This is a genomic window from Rhizobium leguminosarum bv. viciae USDA 2370, assembly GCF_002008365.1.
Taxonomy (GTDB): domain Bacteria; phylum Pseudomonadota; class Alphaproteobacteria; order Rhizobiales; family Rhizobiaceae; genus Rhizobium; species Rhizobium leguminosarum.
This window is the reverse complement of record NZ_MRDL01000038.1, coordinates 1-19,940: the sequence shown is the minus strand read 5'-3', so window position 1 is coordinate 19,940 and position 19,940 is coordinate 1. Positions and strand designations below refer to the sequence as shown.

Annotated in this window: 20 protein-coding genes; 15 read left to right on the top strand and 5 right to left on the bottom strand. The window is 61.5% G+C overall.

Going from position 1 to position 19,940, the window contains the following annotated elements:
- Positions 1–22 precede the first annotated feature (22 nt).
- Positions 23–214, bottom strand: a complete 192-nt coding sequence (locus BS629_RS20480) for a hypothetical protein (protein ID WP_018243754.1) — start codon at positions 212–214, stop codon at positions 23–25.
- Between BS629_RS20480 and argJ the strand changes: the two genes are divergently transcribed.
- The 5 genes from argJ to BS629_RS20455 all read left to right on the top strand — a co-directional run bounded on the left by argJ (position 213) and on the right by BS629_RS20455 (position 3,336).
- Positions 213–1,454 (top strand): bifunctional glutamate N-acetyltransferase/amino-acid acetyltransferase ArgJ, encoded by a 1,242-nt coding sequence (gene argJ / locus BS629_RS20475; protein ID WP_018243753.1) that lies wholly within the window; start codon positions 213–215, stop codon positions 1,452–1,454. The genes BS629_RS20480 and argJ overlap by 2 nt on opposite strands.
- Positions 1,435–2,241, top strand: a complete 807-nt coding sequence (locus tag BS629_RS20470) for a GNAT family N-acetyltransferase (protein ID WP_018243752.1) — start codon at positions 1,435–1,437, stop codon at positions 2,239–2,241. Before argJ ends, BS629_RS20470 begins: the two co-directional genes overlap by 20 nt.
- Positions 2,238–2,651 carry an 8-oxo-dGTP diphosphatase MutT gene (gene mutT, locus BS629_RS20465; protein WP_012759141.1) on the top strand — a complete coding sequence of 138 codons (414 nt, stop codon included), beginning with the start codon at positions 2,238–2,240 and terminating at the stop codon, positions 2,649–2,651. The genes BS629_RS20470 and mutT overlap by 4 nt, the downstream gene beginning before the upstream one ends.
- Positions 2,652–2,777: 126 nt before the next feature.
- Complete coding sequence (locus BS629_RS20460; protein WP_018243751.1) at positions 2,778–3,095, top strand: hypothetical protein; 318 nt, start codon at positions 2,778–2,780, stop codon at positions 3,093–3,095.
- 73 nt (positions 3,096–3,168) lie between these two features.
- Complete coding sequence (locus tag BS629_RS20455) at positions 3,169–3,336, top strand: Flp family type IVb pilin (RefSeq protein ID WP_018243750.1); 168 nt, start codon at positions 3,169–3,171, stop codon at positions 3,334–3,336.
- Positions 3,337–3,351: 15 nt separating this feature from the next.
- Here BS629_RS20455 and BS629_RS20450 read toward each other — a convergent pair whose 3' ends face one another.
- Positions 3,352–4,236: a methyltransferase domain-containing protein gene (locus tag BS629_RS20450; RefSeq protein ID WP_018243749.1), complete on the bottom strand. Its 885-nt coding sequence runs from the start codon at positions 4,234–4,236 to the stop codon at positions 3,352–3,354.
- Between the two features lie 77 nt (positions 4,237–4,313).
- Between BS629_RS20450 and BS629_RS20445 the strand changes: the two genes are divergently transcribed.
- From BS629_RS20445 to BS629_RS20430, 4 genes are read left to right on the top strand one after another with little or no spacing between them, the layout of a single operon-like run.
- The gene (locus BS629_RS20445) at positions 4,314–5,090 is read left to right on the top strand and encodes a ComF family protein (RefSeq protein WP_018243748.1); all 777 of its coding nucleotides are present in this window, start codon (positions 4,314–4,316) and stop codon (positions 5,088–5,090) included.
- Between the two features lie 31 nt (positions 5,091–5,121).
- On the top strand, positions 5,122–5,379 hold the full coding sequence (grxC, locus tag BS629_RS20440) for a glutaredoxin 3 (RefSeq protein ID WP_011653683.1): 258 nt from the start codon (positions 5,122–5,124) through the stop codon (positions 5,377–5,379).
- Between the two features lie 10 nt (positions 5,380–5,389).
- A complete protein-coding gene (locus BS629_RS20435) occupies positions 5,390–6,247 on the top strand; it encodes a carbon-nitrogen hydrolase family protein (protein WP_018243747.1) in 858 nt (285 codons plus the stop codon).
- Entirely contained in the window at positions 6,244–6,672 is a 429-nt protein-coding gene (locus tag BS629_RS20430) for a DUF1178 family protein (RefSeq protein ID WP_018243746.1), read from the top strand. The genes BS629_RS20435 and BS629_RS20430 overlap by 4 nt, the downstream gene beginning before the upstream one ends.
- Before the next feature lie 185 nt (positions 6,673–6,857).
- Here the strand turns inward: BS629_RS20430 and ubiG are convergent, their stop codons facing one another.
- The gene (gene ubiG, locus BS629_RS20425) at positions 6,858–7,604 is read right to left on the bottom strand and encodes a bifunctional 2-polyprenyl-6-hydroxyphenol methylase/3-demethylubiquinol 3-O-methyltransferase UbiG (RefSeq protein WP_018243745.1); all 747 of its coding nucleotides are present in this window, start codon (positions 7,602–7,604) and stop codon (positions 6,858–6,860) included.
- 296 nt (positions 7,605–7,900) lie between these two features.
- Here ubiG and BS629_RS20420 point away from each other — a divergent pair, with 296 nt between their 5' ends.
- From BS629_RS20420 to clpB, 6 genes are all read left to right on the top strand, one after another.
- A complete protein-coding gene (locus tag BS629_RS20420) occupies positions 7,901–9,175 on the top strand; it encodes an aspartate kinase (protein ID WP_011653679.1) in 1,275 nt (424 codons plus the stop codon).
- An 89-nt stretch (positions 9,176–9,264) separates the two neighbouring features.
- Positions 9,265–11,532 carry a phosphoenolpyruvate--protein phosphotransferase gene (ptsP, locus tag BS629_RS20415; RefSeq protein ID WP_018243744.1) on the top strand — a complete coding sequence of 756 codons (2,268 nt, stop codon included), beginning with the start codon at positions 9,265–9,267 and terminating at the stop codon, positions 11,530–11,532.
- Positions 11,533–11,561: 29 nt separating this feature from the next.
- Positions 11,562–12,641 carry a peptide chain release factor 1 gene (gene prfA / locus BS629_RS20410; RefSeq protein ID WP_018243743.1) on the top strand — a complete coding sequence of 360 codons (1,080 nt, stop codon included), beginning with the start codon at positions 11,562–11,564 and terminating at the stop codon, positions 12,639–12,641.
- Positions 12,638–13,498: a peptide chain release factor N(5)-glutamine methyltransferase gene (prmC, locus tag BS629_RS20405; RefSeq protein ID WP_018243742.1), complete on the top strand. Its 861-nt coding sequence runs from the start codon at positions 12,638–12,640 to the stop codon at positions 13,496–13,498. The genes prfA and prmC overlap by 4 nt, the downstream gene beginning before the upstream one ends.
- Before the next feature lie 342 nt (positions 13,499–13,840).
- A complete protein-coding gene (locus BS629_RS20400) occupies positions 13,841–14,614 on the top strand; it encodes a DUF4167 domain-containing protein (protein WP_018243741.1) in 774 nt (257 codons plus the stop codon).
- Between the two features lie 252 nt (positions 14,615–14,866).
- Complete coding sequence (clpB, locus tag BS629_RS20395; RefSeq protein ID WP_018243740.1) at positions 14,867–17,467, top strand: ATP-dependent chaperone ClpB; 2,601 nt, start codon at positions 14,867–14,869, stop codon at positions 17,465–17,467.
- A gap of 98 nt (positions 17,468–17,565) precedes the next feature.
- Here the strand turns inward: clpB and BS629_RS20390 are convergent, their stop codons facing one another.
- A complete protein-coding gene (locus tag BS629_RS20390) occupies positions 17,566–19,506 on the bottom strand; it encodes a M23 family metallopeptidase (RefSeq protein WP_018243739.1) in 1,941 nt (646 codons plus the stop codon).
- Between the two features lie 154 nt (positions 19,507–19,660).
- Positions 19,661–19,940: hypothetical protein (locus tag BS629_RS39490; RefSeq protein ID WP_205928012.1), on the bottom strand; the 280-nt coding region annotated here is incomplete at its 5' end.

Here is a 19,940-nt window from a genome sequence, read left to right as displayed (position 1 = left end):
CCCGGTTCTTCCGGGCCCTTCATTAGAGCCGGATGATTTTGGGCCTGATCGGCCTAAAATCATCCGGATCTAAATCAAAGAAGGTGAGCATGGTGTCGTCCGAAAGCCGCTGACACTTTTCGGCATCATGCTCTGGCATCGTTTGTTGTCGCATTTCCGGACGGCGAACCGGTTTCCATTTCGCCTGGAAGTGCTCATTGGCAGGTCTCATCATGTCCGGTTCCGTCTCTCCGCTCGCCCCGAAATCCTTCGTCTCGATGCCACCGCTGCGCGGCGTGCGGATGGCGACGGCTTCCGCCGGCATCAAGTACAAGAACCGCACAGATGTGCTGATGATGGTCTTTGACAGGCCGGCGACTGTTGCGGGCGTTTTTACCCGCTCGAAGTGCCCGTCGGCGCCGGTGGATTTCTGCCGGGCCAATCTCCCCCATGGCAGCGCCCGCGCCGTCGTCGTCAATTCCGGCAATGCTAATGCTTTCACCGGCCTGAAGGGCCGGCAGGCGACCGCGCTGACGGCGAAGTCGGCTGCCGCTGCCGTCGGCTGCGCCGAAAACGAGGTCTATCTGGCCTCGACCGGCGTCATCGGCGAGCCGCTGGATGCCACCAAATTCTCAGGCGTTCTGGACCGAATGCAGGTCGAAGCGACCGGCGATTTCTGGTTCGAGGCGGCCAAGGCGATCATGACCACCGACACCTATCCGAAGGTTTCGACCCGCAGCGCCGAGATCGGCGGCGTGGCCGTGACGATCAACGGCATCGCCAAGGGCGCCGGCATGATCGCGCCTGATATGGCGACGATGCTCTCCTTCGTCGTCACCGATGCCGACATTGCGCCAGCCGCGCTGCAGGCGCTTCTATCTGACGGCGTTGGCCCGACCTTCAATTCCATGACCGTCGACAGTGACACCTCCACCTCCGATACGTTGATGCTGTTTGCAACGGGAGCCGCGGCCGAGGACGGCCAGGCCCGCATCGAACGTGCCGATGATCCGCGCCTTGCCGCCTTCCGGGCCGCACTCAATGAAGTGCTGAAGGACCTGTCGCTGCAGGTGGTGCGCGACGGAGAGGGTGCCACCAAGATGCTTGAAATCACCGTGACGGGTGCCGAGAGCGATGCCGCCGCCAAGCGTATCGCGCTATCGATCGCCAATTCGCCGCTGGTCAAGACGGCGGCCGCCGGCGAAGACGCCAATTGGGGCCGTATCGTCATGGCCGTCGGCAAGTCCGGCGAGATGGCTGACCGCGACCGGCTCGCCATCTGGTTCGGCGACATCAGGGTCGCCGTCAATGGCGAGCGTGATGCCGATTATTCCGAGGAGGCCGCCTCGAACGTCATGAAGGCGCAGGATATCCCCGTCAAAGTCGATATCGGGCTCGGCGGCGGCACAGCAACCGTCTGGACCTGCGACCTCACCAAGGAATATGTTGCGATCAATGGCGACTATCGGAGCTGATCGTTCATTGGCGCAGGTATCCATTTTCTCACACAATCTGCCGCTGGTGCGCAGGCTGGAGGCCGTCGGCTTTCGCGCCTGGCCGGCGGCATCCGTGCAATATGACGGCAGCTGGCAGGTGCGCCTGACGGCCGGTCACCCGTCCAACCGGCTGAATTCGATCGTGCCGCTCGATCCCTCGGATCATCGCGATGTCGAAATCCGCCTGGAAAAGGCGCGCCGAAAGTTCGAGGCCTATGGCCGCGCCGCTGTGGTCCGCCAGACGCCGCTGGCCTCGCCGGTGCTGATCGAACTTCTGCGCGCGCAGAACTGGACGCGCTTCGACGATACGGTGGTGATGACCTGCGACCTTGCCGAGGCGGAGCTGCCGGATACGCTCGATCACCTGCCGACTCACGATGTCGGCCGTTTCGTCGACGCCAACCTCGCCGTCGACCGGGCGCCACTGAGGCTGAAGCCGGCGCTTGCCGAAATCATTTCAGCGATCAAGCCGCCATCCGGCCTGTTCATGATCGAGAATGCGGCGGACGGCCCGCTTGCGACCGTGCTCTGCGTCCAGGACAATGACCTTGCCGGGATCATGTCGCTTTCGGTCTCCGAGGCGCGGCGGCGCGAGGGGCTCGGCATCGAAATCCTCACCTCGGCGCTGCGCTGGGCGCGCATGCGTAGCGCCCGTTCGGCCTGGCTGCAGGTGAAGCTGTCCAACCGCCCGGCCATCGCACTCTATGAGCGCCTGGGTTTTCGCGACGCCTATCATTATTGCTATTGGCAGCAGGAGCCGCGATGAGCGAGGCAGGCCGGAAGATATTGCTGGTCGCCGCCTGTGCGCTGATCGATGCCGATGGGCGTATCCTGTTGGCACAGCGTCCCGAGGGAAAGTCGCTTGCCGGGTTGTGGGAGTTTCCCGGCGGCAAGGTCGAGCCCGGTGAGACGCCGGAGGAAACGCTGGTGCGCGAGCTTGAGGAAGAACTCGGCATCAACACCAAGATTGCCTGCCTTGCGCCGCTTACCTTTGCCAGCCACTCCTACGAGACCTTCCACCTTTTGATGCCGCTTTATATCTGCCGGCGCTATGAGGGCATTCCCCAGGGCCGGGAGGGGCAGGCGCTAAAATGGGTGCGTCCGCAGGCGCTACGCGACTATCCGATGCCGCCGGCTGACGAGCCGCTCATCCCGATGTTGCAGGATTTACTTTAGCGTTATCTGATTATTATTGTGCCACATCGTTTTCGGCTGTGGATATTAATGGATCGTTTAACACCTTCTGCCAAAGATCGGCCTCAATCAAGCATCTGGCGTGCGTGTATTAAAAGGCTTGACGTCATGGACGATGATTTCTGGAAAGCTGTCCGGGAAAAGGAACGGGCCTCGTCTGCCTCGCGCAGGACGGGTGCGCTGAATATCGCCCTTCTGTTCGGCACGGCAGTGGTCGCGCTGACGCTCATTCTGACGCCAATGCTTGCGGATTCCTCGAAGAAAAGCGTCTTTGCCAGCGCGCCGGCGGATTTCGATACGATCACGACAGGATCGATCCCGAAGAGTGACAGCGGCAAGCGTTATACGATCCGCCGCAGCGTCCTCCAGGATACGCCCGGTTCGGTCTGCGTCGTCCAGGGCTATGGCGTCGGCGCCGGTTGCTGAAAAATGCCGGCCGTCGCCCGATGGTCGTGGAATTGGTCGTTTGCCGTCGGTTTCGCTCAGGGGTCGCGAAATAATGCGTATTTTGAAAGCATTTCTTGCAGATAACAGAGGTGCGACGGCAATTGAGTATGGCTTGATCGCCGCCCTCATTTGTGGCGCGCTCATCTCCGGTCTCGGGGTCTTCACCGGCGCCCTGCAGGACGTCTTCAACGTGATCAACAACAATATGACGGCGAATTGAAGAAACAGCCGGCCGTTACTGCTTGAGCTTGTGCTCGTCCACCTTCAATGCATCGGCAAGGCGCGCCTTGGCCGAACCCGGCCTGAGCGGCTTTTGCTGGCTCTCATGGGCAGCCCATCCCGAGACATAGATGATCGAGAAGGTGGCGCGGATGCGTCCATCGGGATCGGAATAACGTTCGGCGTAGATCTCCGCCGCGCGCAGGAAGAAGGCGCGTGTGAGCGGCATCCGGGCGCGGGCCGCAAGCGGATTGCTCATGCCCATCGCTCGCAGATCCCGCATCAGCGGAAAGAGCGAATCATAGCGCACCGTATAGTTCTCCGCATCGATTACCGGCAACGTGAAGCCGGCGCGCTGCATGAGGCTGCCGACATCGCGCACATCGGCGAAGGGGATGACACGCGGGCTTGCGCCATCCGTCATCTCGATCTCGGTGGCAAGCAGCACATCGCGCAGTTCCTGTAGCGTGCCGGCGCCGGGGATCGCCGCCATGAACAGGCCGTCCGGCTTCAGGGCGCGGCGGATCTGGATGAAGACACCCGGCGTATCGTTGGTCAGATGCAGGCTGAGCGGCGCAAGGATAAGATTGGCCGATTGCTGTTCGAGCGGCACGTCCTCGAGCGGCGCCTCGATCAAGGTTTCACCCGGCCCGGCATAGGCTTTCTCGCTTTCGATGCGGATCATCGTGCCGATTTTGCCCGTCGCCAACGCGGCACGGGCGGCAGCACCGGTTGCGCCATGCAGTTCGACGGCGGTCTCGAAAGTCCGCTCGACCACAGTAAGCCGCTCGGCCATTTCCTCAGCGGCAATGTCGAGCAGGAAGGCGGCTTTCGGGTCGTTGTTTACAAGCGCGCGATGGCGATGTGCGGCGATCAGGGCTCTGTCGAAGATCGTTTCCATGCCGATGTCCTTAGTCCCGCGCCGCCTGTGCGGCAAGACGATTTTCCTTTCGCGAAGAACAGGCTAGTCTCGGCGGCATGGGACTGATCAATGTTGAAAAACCGTCAGAGTTCTTGCGGGCGCATCTCTTGCGGCCGTTTTCGGCGCTTGCCGATTTCTTTTATCCGCCCGCCTGCTCCGTCTGCGGTATTTCCACAGGCGGCCATCGCGGGCTCTGCGCAAAATGCTGGTCCGGCATCCGCTTCATCGAACGGCCCTATTGCGAGGTGCTTGGCATTCCCTTCTCGCATGATCTCGGCGTCGGCATCCTCAGCGCCGAGGCGATCGCCAACCCGCCGCCCTTCGACCGGCTGCGGTCGGCTGCGACCCATGACCATGCGGTCCGCGATCTCGTTCATGGGCTCAAATATCGCGATCGCACAGATCTGGCACCGATGATGGCTGCCTGGATGCTGCGCGCTTCCGACGGGACGGTCGAGAGCTGCGATGCGCTGATCCCGGTGCCGCTGCACCGCACCCGCATGCTGGCGCGCAAGTTCAACCAGGCAGCCGAGCTTGCCCGCCATATGGCAAGGCTCTCAGGCAAGCCGCTGCTTGCCGCCACGCTTATTCGCGTCAAGCGCACCAGCCAGCAGGTCGGCCTCGGCGCCAAGGCGCGTGAGGACAATGTCAGGGGTGCTTTCGCGATTGCCAAGGGTTGCGAAAACGACATTTTCGGCAAGCGTATCGTCCTCGTCGACGACGTCTATACAACAGGGGCGACGGTCGCTGCGGCAAGCCGGACACTGCGCAAGGCGGGTGCGGCCGACATAACGGTTTTGACCTTTGCAAGGGCTCTCTCCGAGCCTATATGACAGGAATACCCGGCATCAGTCTGGAGAGATTATGGTACCCGTCACCATCTATACACGGCAGTTTTGCGGCTATTGCACCCGCGCCAAGTCCCTTCTCGAAGAAAAGGGCGTCGAATATGTCGAGCACGACGCGACCTTTTCGCCGGATCTTCGCCAGGAGATGATCGGCAAGTCGAACGGACGGACCACTTTTCCGCAGATTTTCATCGGCGCCGATCATGTCGGCGGTTGCGACGATCTCTTTGCGCTCGATCGGGCCGGCAAGCTCGATCCGATGCTGGCGGCTTGAGGAAGAACCGATGAGCTTCAAGGCCGCAGCTGTCCAGATGTGCTCCGGGGTCGATCCGGCGAAGAATGCCGCCGCCATGGCGCGGCTGGTGCGCGAGGCCGTTGCCCAGGGCGCGACCTATGTGCAGACGCCCGAGATGACCGGCATGCTGCAGCGAGACCGTGCGGCGGCACGCGCCGTGCTTGCCGACGAGGCGCATGACATCATCGTCAAGACTGGCTCAGAGCTTGCCGTGGAGCTCGGTATTCACATGCATGTCGGTTCGACTGCGATTGCCCTTGCTGACGGAAAGATCGCCAATCGCGGTTTCCTGTTCGGTCCCGACGGCAGGATTCTCAATCGCTACGACAAGATCCATATGTTCGACGTCGATCTCGACAATGGCGAGAGCTGGCGTGAAAGTGCCGCCTATACAGCCGGCTCGGAGGCCCGCGTCCTCTCGCTGCCCTTTGCCGAAATGGGCTTTGCGATCTGTTACGACGTGCGGTTTCCCGCGCTCTTCCGCGCCCAGGCCATGGCCGGTGCCGAGGTGATGACAGTGCCCGCCGCCTTCACCAAGCAGACCGGCGAGGCGCATTGGGAGATCCTCCTCAGGGCACGGGCAATCGAGAACGGTGTCTTCATCATCGCTGCCGCACAGGCAGGCCGGCACGAGGACGGGCGCGAGACTTTCGGCCATTCGATGATCATCGATCCCTGGGGCACGGTGCTGGCGTCGGCCGGCGCCACCGGTGCGGCGGTTATCGTCGCCGAGATCGATCCCGCCGCGGTCAAGGCCGCGCATGACAAGATCCCGAACCTGAGGAATGGCCGGGAATTCTCGGTCGAGAAGATTGCGGGAGCAGTCGCCGGAGGCGTCGCCGCTTGATCCGCTATTCCCTCACCTGTGACAATGCCCATGAATTCGAAGGCTGGTTTTCGGAAAGCGCCGATTTCGATCGTCAGGTCGAAACCGGTTTTCTGACCTGCCCGGTCTGTCATTCCGCCGCCATTTCCAAGCTGTTGATGGCGCCTTCGGTGTCGACCGCGCGGAAGAAGGACGAGAGGCAGACGCTGGCGATGGATGCCATGCGCCGCGAGGCCCTGCAAAAGCTCAAGGAGGCCGTTGCGGCGGTCAAGGCCAATTCCGAGGACGTCGGCACGCAATTTCCCGAGGAAGCCCGCAAGATCCACTACGGCGAGGCGGATGCCCGCGGCATCATCGGCCAGGCGACGTTCGACGAGGCGCAGGCCCTCCTCGAAGAGGGCATCGAGATCGCAGCCATTCCTGTTTTGCCGGAAGACGTAAACTGACGTGTAGTCCACGCCGCTCGCCTTCTATGATTTCGGCCTGCGTATCGCGCTGAAAGTGTAGCCGGCTTATTGACGGCGGGACTAAAGCGCGTCGCGATCTTTCAGATTCGCTCCTCGCGCTTTAGCCCTTTGTTTTTGCGCATGTCGTTGTCGCAAAACCGCTGCACAGTTTTGCGCGACATGCCCTAAGCCGGCCGCTTCGCCAGCAGCATATAATTCACGTCCATATCCTTGGACAGGTTCCATTGGTTCGACAGTGGATTGAAGAAGACGCCGGTGCGGTCGGTGATCTCGAGGCCGTTTGCGGCCAGCGGCTTTTCCAGCTCTTCCGGGCGTACCAGCTTTTCATACTGATGCGTTCCGCGCGGCAGCCAGCGCAGAATGTTCTCGGCGGCGAAGATGGCAAGCGCTGCCGCCTTCATCGTACGGTTGATGGTGGCAACGAAGATCAGGCCGCCGGGGCGGACCATTTTCGCGCAGGTCGTCATGAAGAATTCGACATCGGCGACGTGTTCCACCACCTCCATGTTCAAGACGATATCGAAGGTCTCGCCAGCCTCGGCGAGCTCCTCGGCGGTGACGGCGCGATAGTCGACCGAAACGCCGGAGGCCTTCGCATGGGTGGAGGCGATGCCAATATTCTTCTCGGACGGATCGGCGCCGACGACGGACGCGCCCATGCGGGCGAGAGGTTCGGATAACAGACCGCCGCCGCAGCCGATATCGAGCACGCGCAGGCCCTCGAGCGGGCGCGCGCTTTTCGGATCACAGCCGAAATTCTCGCAGGCTTTGTCTCTTATATAGGCGAGCCGGACGGGATTGAACTTGTGCAGCGGCTTGAATTTGCCGGTCGGGCTCCACCATTCCGCCGCCATCGCCGAGAAGCGGTCCACTTCACCTTGGTCGATCGTGCTTCTGGCGCCTTCCGTCATCGTCCACTCCTTCATTCGTGAGATGTGAAGTCGGACGATCGGGGGCATAAGTCAAGGGTGCAGACCAGAGGACTGACGAGGGCGGAACCGCTCGCCAATAGCTTTTATCGCCTGCGCTTGCCTCCCCCCGCCAAACTCGCTAAGAGACGCCGCAACTTGGGGCCTTTGGGGACCTGGGCTTTAGAGCGGTTCCGGAAGTTGGGAATCCGGCTCTCTGGCCAAGCGGTCTGCCCCAGAGCTTTCGTGATGCCGGGTCAGGTTTTCCGCTTTCCCGGCGCCAGTCGTGGTAGAGGCATATGGCACGCATTGTAATGAAATTCGGCGGCACGTCCGTCGCTGACCTGGACCGCATCAAGAATGTTGCCCGCCACGTAAAACGCGAAGTCGATGCCGGGCACGAGGTCGCGGTAGTGGTGTCGGCCATGTCCGGCAAGACCAATGAACTGGTTGGCTGGGTCCAGGGCACGCCGAAGGTGATCGGCGCCAATTCTCCGTTTTACGATGCGCGGGAATATGATGCGGTGGTCGCATCCGGCGAGCAGGTGACATCAGGGCTGCTGGCAATCGCATTGCAAGCGATGGATATCAATGCCCGTTCCTGGCAGGGATGGCAGATCCCGATCCGCACCGACAACGCGCATGGCGCGGCACGGATCATGGAGATTGACGGCTCTGACATCGTCAAACGCATGGGCGAGGGGCAGGTTGCCGTCATCTCCGGCTTCCAGGGGTTGGGACCCGACAACCGTATCGCGACGCTCGGGCGCGGCGGATCGGACACTTCGGCCGTCGCAATCGCGGCAGCTGTCAAGGCAGACCGCTGTGATATCTATACTGACGTCGACGGCGTCTACACGACCGACCCCCGCATCGTGCCGAAGGCGCGCAGGCTGAAGAAGATCGCCTTCGAGGAAATGCTGGAAATGGCCTCGCTTGGCGCCAAGGTACTGCAGGTGCGCTCGGTCGAGCTTGCCATGGTGCACAAGGTGCGCACCTTCGTGCGCTCATCATTCGAAGACCCCGATGCTCCGGGCATGGGCGATCTGCTGAACCCGCCCGGAACGCTGATTTGTGACGAGGATGAAATCGTGGAACAGGAAGTAGTCACCGGCATCGCCTATGCCAAGGATGAGGCTCAGATCTCGCTTCGCCGTCTTGCCGACCGGCCGGGCGTGTCCGCGGCGATCTTCGGGCCGCTTGCCGAATCCCATATCAATGTCGACATGATCGTCCAGAATATCTCCGAGGATGGGTCGAAGACCGACATGACCTTCACCGTGCCGTCAGGCGACGTCGAGAAGGCGATCAAGGTGCTCGGCGACCATAAGGAGAAGATCGGCTACGATGTCGTGCAGAACGAATCGGGGCTGGTGAAAGTATCGGTCATCGGTATTGGCATGCGCAGCCACGCGGGCGTTGCCGCGACCGCATTTCGTGCACTTGCCGAAAAAGGCATCAACATCAAGGCGATCACGACCTCCGAGATCAAGATTTCCATCCTGATTGACGGTCCCTATGCAGAACTCGCTGTCAGGACTTTGCATTCCTGCTACGGTCTGGATAAGAATTGATTCCCAGTGGGCGGCCTGCCCCTTCAGGTTGAGGAGACGAGGGCCGGCCTGCCGGGACTGAGTGCGTTGTTTCGGGAGCTTGAGACGCCATGAGAGACCTTTCCGGCGGTCCGCGCGTGCTGCTCAGGCGGCTGCGCGAGTTGATGGCGGAGCCGCTGGAGCCGCAGGAGCGTCTTGACCGGATCGTCCGCCAGATTGCCGGCAATATGGTGGCGGAGGTTTGCTCCGTCTATGTGCTGCGCGCCGACGGTGTACTCGAACTCTACGCGACCGAAGGCCTCAACCGCGAGGCCGTGCATCTGGCGCAACTGAAGATGGGGCAGGGCCTGGTCGGCACGATCGCGGCCTCGGCCCAGCCGCTGAACCTTTCCGACGCGCAGTCGCACCCTGCTTTCCGCTACCTGCCGGAAACGGGCGAAGAAATCTACCATTCCTTCCTTGGTGTGCCGATCCTCAGGACCGGGCGCTCACTCGGCGTTCTCGTCGTGCAGAACAAGGCAAGCCGCAACTATCGCGAGGAAGAGCTGGAAGCGCTCGAGACGACCGCGATGGTGCTTGCCGAGATGATCGCCACCGGCGAGCTCAAGAAGATCACCAAGCCGGGCCTCGAACTCGACCTGACGCGTTCGGTGACCGTTGATGGCGACACTTATAATGACGGCATCGGCCTCGGTTACGTCGTGCTGCACGAGCCGCGCATCGTCGTCACCAACCTGCTGAACGAAGATGCCGAGAAGGAAATTCGGCGGCTGGCCGAAGCCATGGGCTCGCTTCGGATTTCAATCGACGACATGCTGTCGCGTCGCGACGTGTCGATGGAGGGCGAACATCGTGAGGTGCTCGAAACCTATCGCATGTTCGCGCATGACCAGGGCTGGGTGCGCAAGCTCGAGGAGGCGATCCGCAACGGCCTGACGGCGGAAGCAGCAGTCGAGAAGGTGCAGAGCGACACCAAGGCGCGGATGATGCGGTTGACCGACCCTTATCTGCGCGAACGCATGCATGATTTCGAGGATCTGGCGAACCGTCTGCTCAGACAGTTGACGGGTTATACCGGCCGGACGACCGCCGAAGGTTTCCCCAGCGACGCAATCATCCTGGCGCGCGCCATGGGGGCAGCCGAGCTGCTCGATTATCCGCGTTCCAATGTGCGTGGGCTGGTGCTGGAAGAAGGGGCGGTGACGAGCCACGTGGTGATCGTCGCACGCGCCATGGGCATTCCGGTCATCGGCCAGGCGGCGGGTGTGGTGGCGCTCGCCGAGAATGGTGATGCCGTGATCATCGACGCCGACGAGGGGCATGTGCATCTGCGGCCGATGGCCGATCACCGGCGTTCCTATGAAGAAAAGGTCCGCTTCCGCGCCAGGCGGCAGGAACAGTTCCGGGCACTGCGCGCCGTCGAGCCGGTTACCAAGGATGGGCAGCGGATCTCGCTGATGATGAATGCGGGGCTGTTGGTCGACCTGCCGCAGCTTTCGGAATCGGGTGCCGAGGGCATCGGCCTCTTCCGCACCGAGCTGCAATTCATGATCGCCTCCACCATGCCGAAGGCGGATGAGCAGGAGCAGTTCTATCGCAATGTGATCAAACAGGCGGCGGGCCGCACCGTCACCTTCCGTACGCTCGATATCGGCGGCGATAAGGTGGTGCCCTATTTCCGCGGCCATGAGGAAGAAAATCCAGCGCTCGGCTGGCGCGCCATCCGGCTGTCGCTCGACCGGCCGGGACTGTTGCGCACCCAGTTGCGCGCTCTGCTAAAGGCATCGGCCGACACCGAGCTGAAGCTGATGGTGCCGATGGTGACCGAGGTTTCTGAGTTGAAGATGGTGCGCGAGCTTTTGCAGAAGGAAGTGCAGCATCTCTCACGCTTCGGCCACGGCTTGCCGCGCAAGCTGCAATTCGGGGCGATGCTGGAGGTGCCGGCCCTGCTTTGGCAGCTCGACGAACTGATGGAGGCGGTCGATTTCGTCTCGGTCGGTTCGAACGACCTCTTCCAGTTCTCGATGGCGGTCGATCGCGGCAATGCACGGGTTTCGGACCGCTTCGATCCGCTGGGCAAGCCGTTCTTGCGCATCCTGCGCGATATTGTGCGCGGGGCAGAGCGGAACAAGACGCCGGTGACGCTCTGCGGCGAGCTCGCCAGCAAACCCATCTCGGCGATGGCGCTGCTCGGTATCGGCTTCCGCTCGATCTCGATGTCACCGGCCTCGATCGGACCGGTGAAGGCGATGCTGCTAGGGCTCGATGTCGGGGCGCTGACGAAGGCGATGGACGAGGTGCTGGACGATCACCACGCCTTGACGCCGATGCGCGAGGTGCTTGCCCGCTTCGCCGAGAGCCACAATATTCCCCTTTAGACAGAGATTAAGAAGAATCGGAGTGAAGGGTGGCGAAGCTTCCCGTTGAAAAGATGCGCGAGCTGGAACGTCGTTTCGGCGAGATCGAGGCGCGAATGTCGGCTGGCCCGGCTGCCGATGTCTATGTGAAGCTCGCATCCGAATATTCCGAGCTGCAGCCTGTCGTGACGAAGATCCGCGTCTATGAGAAAGCGGTCGCCGAGCTTGCCGATCTCGAAACGCTGCTCGAGGACAGGTCGGTCGACCGCGAGATGCGCGACCTCGCCGAGCTGGAGCTGCCCGACGTGAAAGAGCAGATCGAGGTGCTAGAACAGGAGATGCAGATCCTGCTTCTGCCGAAGGACGCAGCGGACGAAAAGAGCGCGATCCTTGAAATCCGCGCTGGCACGGGCGGCTCGGAAGCCGCTCTTTTCGCCGGCGATCTGTTTCGCATGTACGAGCGCTTTGCGGCGGAAAAGGGCTGGAAGGTGGAGGTGCTCTCTGCGAGCGAGGGCGAAGCCGGTGGCTACAAGGAAATCATCGCGACGATTACCGGTAGGGGCGTCTTTGCCAAGCTGAAATTCGAATCCGGCGTACATCGCGTGCAGCGCGTGCCGGAAACTGAGGCGGGAGGCCGCATCCATACGTCGGCGGCAACGGTGGCGGTGCTGCCCGAGGCCGAGGAGATCGACATCGAGATCCGGGCTGAAGACATCCGCATCGACACAATGCGCTCTTCGGGTGCGGGCGGCCAGCACGTCAATACGACGGACTCGGCGGTGCGTATCACCCACCTGCCGAGCGGCATCGTCGTCACCAGCTCGGAAAAATCGCAACACCAAAATCGCGCCAAGGCGATGCAGGTGCTGCGCTCCAGGCTTTATGACGCGGAGCGGCAGAGGGCCGACAGCGAGCGCTCTGCCGATCGCAAAAGCCAGGTCGGCTCCGGCGACCGCTCGGAACGTATCCGCACCTATAATTTCCCGCAGGGGCGGGTGACGGACCATCGCATCAATCTGACGCTCTATAAGCTTGAGCGAATGATGGAAGGCGAGATCGAGGAGGTCGTCGACGCGCTGATGGCCGATTACCAGGCCAGCCAGCTGGCGCAGCTCGGCGAGCAACAATGAGCTCGACGGTCGCCGATATGCTTGCCGAAGCGCGCCGTCGCTTCACCGAAGCCGGTATCGTCGACCCGGCGACCGATGCGCGGCTGCTTGTCGCGGGCCTTCTGAAATTGTCGCCGACCGAGCTGTTGACGCGATCGGCGGAGCGGCTTTCTCCTGAGCAGGCCGAAGTGATTTTCAAGGCGCTGGAGCGGCGGCTCGGCCATGAGCCGGTGCATCGCATTCTCGGCGAGCGGGAATTCTATGGCCTGCCGCTGCGGCTCTCGGCGGAAACGCTGGAACCGCGGCCGGATACGGAAATCCTGGTCGATACGGTTCTCGTCTATCTCAAAGACCTTGCAAAGGCGCAAAGCCGTCTCCATATCCTTGACATGGGAACCGGGACCGGGGCGATATGCCTTGCGCTTTTGAGCGAGTGTCCTGATGCGTCAGGTGTCGGCAGCGACATATCGGCGGATGCACTTCTGACGGCAAGATCGAATGCAGAAAGAAACGGGTTGCAGGATCGTTTTCACGTCGTCCAGTCGAGTTGGTTCGAGAACATCCAGGGATCCTTTCACGCGATTGTCTCAAATCCGCCCTATATTGCTTCCAATGTCATTCACGATCTCGCTCCCGAAGTGACGAAATTTGATCCGGCTGCGGCTCTGGATGGCGGCCCGGATGGGCTTGACGCTTACAAAGCCATAGCCAAGGATGCGGCAAGGTTCATCAGGCCCGATGGGGTCGTCGGACTGGAGATCGGCTACGATCAGCGAAACGACGTGACGGCGATCTTTGAAGCGAAAGGCTTCAGGTGCCTCAAATCCGTGAAAGATTATGGTCAGAACGACAGGGTGCTCGTGTTCGCGCTCACGTGAGAGACGATAATGCGGCATTGAACAGGACATTATTGTTATTGCGAAGAAAAGGCTTGGATTTCCCGGTGAAGCAATATAGGTTGCGGTCACGTGTTGGGCAGATAGGAATGAACGAGATTCGTTCGGTACTTGGTTTGCCTCGGGGGTCCGCTCTTTTAAACGAGAGTTTCAACGGTTGAACACGACCCAATGCGTGAATCAGTCAAACTGACTTGAGAACCAAGCGGCAGGTCGGCGCAAAGGCGCAGTATGCTCGCGGCACAAAGGTCCTGACCCGGTTTTCCGGTCATGGCGGTTGGTGCCATGTATCCATCACAAACAGAGAATTCAGGTGAACGATCTATGAGGCCAGGACAGCAGAACAAGCGCGGTCGAGGGCGTGGTAACAATAACAACGGCGGCGGTGGCGGCGGCGGTGGAAATAACAATAACAACAATTTCAACCGCAAGGGCGGCAATCCGCTGACCCGGACCTATGACAGCTCCGGCCCCGATGTGAAGATTCGCGGTACTGCGCAGCATATCGCCGAAAAATACGCGCAGCTCGCCCGCGACGCCCAAAGCTCCGGCGATCGCGTGATTGCCGAGAACTATCTCCAGCACGCCGAACATTATAATCGTATCATCGCCAGCGCCCAGGCGCAGATGCAGGAACGCTTCCAGCGCGACGACCGCGGCGAGTACAATGATCGCGAAGGTGCGGACCGCGACGGCGACGATATGGATAACAATGAGAATGACAATGACAATGACGGCGACGACGTCGTTATCGTCCAGCCGCCGCAGAACAGGCAGCACCAGCCGCAGAGCAGGCAGCACCAGCCGCAGGCACAGCAGCAGCCGAAGCCGGTACCCGCTCAGGCGCCGGCACCGGCACCCCAGTCCGAACTCATCGATGGAACCGGCCCACAGCCGGAGATCGAAGGTATTCCGGCCGAAGTCGCCATGGACGAGGAAGGTGCCGGCGGCCAGCCGCGCGAACGCCAGCCCCGCCGCCGCAGCACCGGCAGCCGTCCCCGTCGCCCGCGTCGCGGTGCTGAGGGCGAAGAAGCCGCCGCTGAAGGCGAGGGCGCCTCTGCCGAGGCGCCAGTGCTGGCTGACGTCGCATCGGAATGAGGATTTCGCTTCCCGTTCAAGGGAGAGCGTGAAGTTCATGCCATCTGCTCGAATTAGCTTGAAAATCCCCGGCCTTGTGCCGGGGATTTTCATTTTACGGGCTCTTTAAACTCGCAGAACAGGCTACCATATTCTCTTCGAACTGCTTCGCCCGAATCCCAGACGGGCAAAGCGTGACCTGCCTTTTCAGGGGGTCGATCTCAATCATCGGTCTGCGCCTCGTCAGGGCAGGGCGATCCATGGAGGTACCATATGAATATCGAGAAATATTCGGAGCGGGTGCGCGGTTTCATCCAATCCGCCCAGACCTATGCGCTGGCGCAGGGTCACCAGCAATTTGCGCCCGAACATGTGCTGAAAGTCCTGCTCGACGACGATCAGGGCATGGCGGCGTCGCTGATCGAGCGCGCCGGCGGCGATGCCAAGGCCGCCCGCCTTGCCAATGACGCAGCTCTCGCCAAGTTGCCGAAGATCTCCGGCGGCAACGGCAACATTTATCTGGCGCAACCTCTCGCCAAGGTCCTTTCGACCGCTGAAGAAGCGGCGAAGAAGGCCGGTGACAGCTTTGTCACGGTCGAGCGCCTGCTGCAGGCGCTGGCGATCGAATCCTCGGCCTCGACCTTTTCGACGCTGAAGAATTCAGGCGTGACCGCCCAGGGCCTCAACCAGGTCATCAATGACATCCGCAAGGGCCGGACGGCGGATTCCTCCAATGCCGAGCAGGGTTTCGATTCGCTGAAGAAGTTCGCACGCGATCTCACTGCCGAAGCCCGCGAGGGCAAGCTCGACCCGGTGATCGGTCGCGACGACGAAATCCGTCGCACCATCCAGGTGCTTTCGCGCCGTACCAAGAACAATCCGGTGCTGATCGGCGAACCCGGGGTCGGCAAGACGGCGATCGTCGAGGGCCTGGCGCTGCGCATCGTCAACGGCGACGTGCCGGAATCGCTCAAGGACAAGAAGCTGATGGCGCTCGACATGGGCGCGCTGATTGCCGGTGCGAAATACCGCGGCGAATTCGAGGAGCGGCTGAAGGCCGTGCTCAATGAAGTCCAAGCGGAAAACGGCGAGATCATCCTGTTCATCGATGAGATGCACACGCTGGTCGGCGCCGGCAAGGCGGATGGGGCGATGGACGCCTCCAACCTCTTGAAGCCCGCCCTTGCCCGCGGTGAGCTGCATTGCGTCGGCGCGACCACGCTTGATGAATATCGCAAACATGTCGAGAAGGATCCGGCCCTTGCCCGCCGCTTCCAGCCCGTCGTCGTCGACGAACCGACGGTCGAAGACACGATCTCGATCTTGCGTGGGCTGAAGGAAAAATACGAGCAGCATCACAAGGTGCGCATCGCCGATGCGGCGCTGGTGGCCGCGGCGACACTTTCCAATCGCTACATCACCGACCGCTTCCTGCCCGACAAGGCCATCGACCTGATGGACGAGGCGGCAGCGCGCCTGCGCATGCAGGTGGATTCCAAGCCGGAGGAGCTCGACGAGCTCGATCGCCGGATCATCCAGCTGAAGATCGAGCGCGAGGCGCTGAAGAAGGAAACCGACGTTGCCTCTGCCGACCGGCTGAAGCGGCTGGAGACCGAACTCACCGGCCTCGAAGAGGAAGCCGATGCACTGACGGCCCGCTGGCAGGCGGAAAAGCAGAAGCTCGGCCTTGCCGCCGATCTGAAGAAGCAGCTCGACGATGCCCGCAATGAACTGGCGATCGCCCAGCGCAAAGGCGAATTCCAACGTGCCGGCGAGCTGACCTACGGTGTCATTCCGGATCTGGAAAAGCAGCTCGTCGACGCCGAGAAGCAGGATGGCGAACGCGGCGCGATGGTGCAGGAGGTCGTCATCCCCGACAATATCGCCCATGTCGTTTCCCGCTGGACCGGCATTCCGGTCGACAGGATGCTGGAAGGCGAACGCGACAAGCTGCTTCGGATGGAAGACGAACTGGCGAAATCGGTGATCGGCCAAGGTGATGCGGTTCAGGCCGTGTCGCGCGCCGTCCGCCGCGCGCGGGCCGGCCTACAGGATCCGAACCGGCCGATCGGCTCGTTTATCTTCCTCGGCCCGACCGGCGTGGGCAAGACGGAGCTCACCAAGGCGCTTGCCCGCTTCCTCTTCGACGACGAAACGGCGATGGTGCGTATGGACATGTCGGAATATATGGAGAAGCACTCCGTTGCCCGGCTGATCGGTGCGCCTCCCGGCTATGTCGGTTATGACGAAGGCGGAGCGCTGACGGAAGCCGTGCGCCGCAGGCCCTATCAGGTCGTGCTGTTCGACGAGATCGAAAAGGCGCATCCCGACGTCTTCAATATCCTGCTGCAGGTGCTGGACGACGGACGTCTGACGGACGGCCAGGGCCGGACGGTCGATTTCCGCAACACGATGATCATCATGACCTCGAACCTCGGCGCCGAATATCTGACGCAGCTGAAGGACGGCGACGACAGCGACACGGTTCGCGAGCAGGTGATGGAGGTTGTGCGCGGGCATTTCCGGCCGGAATTCCTGAACCGCATCGACGAGATCATCCTCTTCCATCGCCTGAAGCGCGAGGAGATGGGCGCAATCGTCGATATCCAGCTGAAGCGGCTGGTGGCCCTGCTGTCCGAGCGCAAGATCGTCATCGATCTCGACGAGGAAGCCCGCCACTGGCTGGCGAACAAGGGTTACGATCCGGTCTACGGCGCAAGGCCGCTGAAGCGGGTGATCCAGAAGTTCGTGCAAGATCCGTTGGCCGAGCAGATCCTGTCTGGCCAGGTGCCGGACGGATCGACGGTAAAACTGACGAGCGGTTCGGACCGGCTGCAGTTCAGGACGGGGCAGACGGTGAGCGAAGCAGCGTAAACCGGTTTTCCGGATGAATGGGAAATGGCGGCTTCGGGCCGCCATTTTTCGTTTGGCGGCCGAGGCGCCTCCTGGAGGGGAACCAGCGTAGATGGACGCTACTTGCTCGCCACCTGGTCTGGCGTCTGGTTGTTCAGCAGCGTATCGATGCGCTTGCGCTCGTCCTCGAATTTCGCCAGCGCCTCGCCCTGCAGCGATTTGCCGCCCGGCAGGCGGATGCGCAGCGGATCGACCTTGGTGCCGTTGACGATCAGCTCATAATGCAGGTGGGGGCCGGTGGATTCGCCCGTCGTGCCGACCCAGCCGATCACCTGGCCCTGGCGGATCTTGGCACCAGGGACGACACCCTTGGCGATGGCGCTCTGGTGGTTGTAGGAGGATTCATAACCATTGGCATGGCGGACGATCGTCTGGTTGCCGTAACCGCCGGAATCCCAGCCGGCTTTTTCGACCGTGCCGTTGCCGGCGGCGATGATCGCCGTGCCGCGGGGTGCAGCCCAATCGACGCCGGTGTGCATGCGGGCAAAACCGAGGATGGGGTGGCGGCGCATGCCGAAGCCCGATTTGAAGATGCCGTTCGGCACCGGGTTGCGCAGCAGGAACTGGCGGATGCTCTTGCCGTTCTCGTCGAAATAATCGACCGTGCCGTCGTCGGGGTCCTGGAAGCGGTAGAAGCGTGTCTGTGTGTCGCCGAAACGGGCGTTGACATAGAGCAGTTCGGAATCCTCGGTCGCCTGACCGGCGCTGTCGGCAACGGAAAAGAAAGCCTCGAGACTGTCGGTCGGCCTCAGCTGCGCCTGGAAATCGACATTGCTGGCCAGCAGCTTGATGATCAGCGCGGTCATATCCTTGGTCATGCCGTAGGAAAGGGCAGCACGATAGATGCCGTCATAGACGCGCGGCAGGTTCTGGCCGGGGGGCGGTGCGAAGGAATTGTCATCGAAGGCGGTGGCGATGGCATCCAGCATCGGCGGCTCGCTGCCGGGCACATATCTGCCCTTGTCGTCGACGGCCACGGTGACGAGATGGCGCGTGCCGCGATAGACGCTGGCTCGGATGATCTTAGCCTGTTCGCCCTTCTGAATGATGCCGATGCGCAGCACGTCGCCCTTGTCGAGATCACTGGAACCCAGTTGCTGCGCGATATAGCCGGCAATGCCATCGGCATATTGCTGCGGATAGCCTGAATCCGTCAGCGCCTTGGCGATCGGCGTATCGACGCGCACGGGAAGGATGTCGTCGGCGAATTCTTCGGTCTGCGGCGTGATCGATTCCGATGCGGAGACCGTCATGTTCTGTTCGAGCACGCGGGCGGACAGACCGGCGGTCAGATCGACATCGGCATCCTCGTTGGAGAAACGACGCGGATCGACGTAATAAAGGGCTGCGAGCTGAGTATTGCCGTCGGTCAGTACCGAGCCGTTGGAGCGCACATTCTCTTCGACCTCCTCGAGCGACAGGCCGGATGCCATCTGCATGCCGGTCTTGCCGGTCGGGAACGGAATGGTCTTCAGGCTGACTTCGGATTCGACGTCGGAGCCGTAAAGCGCGCCGGTGCGGCTTTGCGGCGCGGGCTGCGGCTCGTCGGCGGAAAAGATCGCCAGGGGATCGAAGTCGGGATAGTCCTCCGTCGCCACATGATTGGCGGCCAGCGTCATCTTCACATGCGCGAAGGGCTGGCGGCGCACCACTTCCTTTTCGCCGTCGTGGATGACGGTTGAAACTTCCATGATGGCACGGTCAGACGGTTTTGCGGCAATGGCGGGCGCGACCAGCCGGCCGCCACGGACCACGGTCGTATCCTCATGCGCGTCCGCCGCAACGCTCGCATAGGCTTCGGCGGGGATCGCCAGTTGCTGGCGGCCATCAAGGGCGGCAAAAAGGGCGACACCCATCAGAACGGATGATGTAATGCCGGTGAGGAACGTGCCCGAGAGCCAGCGCAAGGAAACCTCGCGGCGATCGGGCGCACGCCTGCCGTCGGCCAGAAGCGGAGGCTCGTTGCCCAACGAGCGGATCATCATTTTCTCCGTCATCATGGCAGTCGGGTCCGCGTCCTTACATCAGGCGTCTGTGGGAGCATTTATCGGCCATCCTGGCTGGGGCGAAAGATGTGCATATTTTGGGCATGGAAGTCAAATCACTCAGGAAAAGGCAGTTTGCCTGCATTTGCCTGTGTGAATCATGTGTCTCTTAAGACCAGCAGATTGTGATGATGTCGGGGCGCAGGAGACAAAAGAGCGTTCTTTCCACGAAAAGTCGAAAGACGTTCATCTTTCCGGGCCGTGTCAGGCCGGTCGGAATCCGGGAAATGACCGCATTTGCGTGTCGCCCGAAATTTTGTCTGGAAAAACAATGACCTGAAAGAAAAATCAATTTTTTCAAAAAGCGCTGTTGACTGTTTGGGAGGGTTAGTTCTATAAGCCCACTCACTGAACGAGGGCGGCGGCGCTGCTGGCGACGAAGTCTTTCG

What these genes read in the sequence shown, in the direction of transcription:
- BS629_RS20435 (WP_018243747.1), top strand. Translation starts at nt 5,390, where the DNA reads ATGAGCTTCAAGGCCGCAGCTGTCCAGATGTGCTCCGGGGTCGATCCG.
- ubiG (WP_018243745.1), bottom strand. Translation starts at nt 7,604, where the DNA reads ATGACGGAAGGCGCCAGAAGCACGATCGACCAAGGTGAAGTGGACCGC.
- BS629_RS20450 (WP_018243749.1), bottom strand. Translation starts at nt 4,236, where the DNA reads ATGGAAACGATCTTCGACAGAGCCCTGATCGCCGCACATCGCCATCGC.
- BS629_RS20400 (WP_018243741.1), top strand. Translation starts at nt 13,841, where the DNA reads ATGAGGCCAGGACAGCAGAACAAGCGCGGTCGAGGGCGTGGTAACAAT.
- BS629_RS20480 (WP_018243754.1), bottom strand. Translation starts at nt 214, where the DNA reads ATGATGAGACCTGCCAATGAGCACTTCCAGGCGAAATGGAAACCGGTT.
- clpB (WP_018243740.1), top strand. Translation starts at nt 14,867, where the DNA reads ATGAATATCGAGAAATATTCGGAGCGGGTGCGCGGTTTCATCCAATCC.
- argJ (WP_018243753.1), top strand. Translation starts at nt 213, where the DNA reads ATGTCCGGTTCCGTCTCTCCGCTCGCCCCGAAATCCTTCGTCTCGATG.
- grxC (WP_011653683.1), top strand. Translation starts at nt 5,122, where the DNA reads ATGGTACCCGTCACCATCTATACACGGCAGTTTTGCGGCTATTGCACC.
- ptsP (WP_018243744.1), top strand. Translation starts at nt 9,265, where the DNA reads ATGAGAGACCTTTCCGGCGGTCCGCGCGTGCTGCTCAGGCGGCTGCGC.
- BS629_RS20390 (WP_018243739.1), bottom strand. Translation starts at nt 19,506, where the DNA reads ATGATGACGGAGAAAATGATGATCCGCTCGTTGGGCAACGAGCCTCCG.
- prmC (WP_018243742.1), top strand. Translation starts at nt 12,638, where the DNA reads ATGAGCTCGACGGTCGCCGATATGCTTGCCGAAGCGCGCCGTCGCTTC.
- BS629_RS20420 (WP_011653679.1), top strand. Translation starts at nt 7,901, where the DNA reads ATGGCACGCATTGTAATGAAATTCGGCGGCACGTCCGTCGCTGACCTG.
- mutT (WP_012759141.1), top strand. Translation starts at nt 2,238, where the DNA reads ATGAGCGAGGCAGGCCGGAAGATATTGCTGGTCGCCGCCTGTGCGCTG.
- BS629_RS20470 (WP_018243752.1), top strand. Translation starts at nt 1,435, where the DNA reads ATGGCGACTATCGGAGCTGATCGTTCATTGGCGCAGGTATCCATTTTC.
- BS629_RS20445 (WP_018243748.1), top strand. Translation starts at nt 4,314, where the DNA reads ATGGGACTGATCAATGTTGAAAAACCGTCAGAGTTCTTGCGGGCGCAT.
- BS629_RS20460 (WP_018243751.1), top strand. Translation starts at nt 2,778, where the DNA reads ATGGACGATGATTTCTGGAAAGCTGTCCGGGAAAAGGAACGGGCCTCG.
- BS629_RS20455 (WP_018243750.1), top strand. Translation starts at nt 3,169, where the DNA reads ATGCGTATTTTGAAAGCATTTCTTGCAGATAACAGAGGTGCGACGGCA.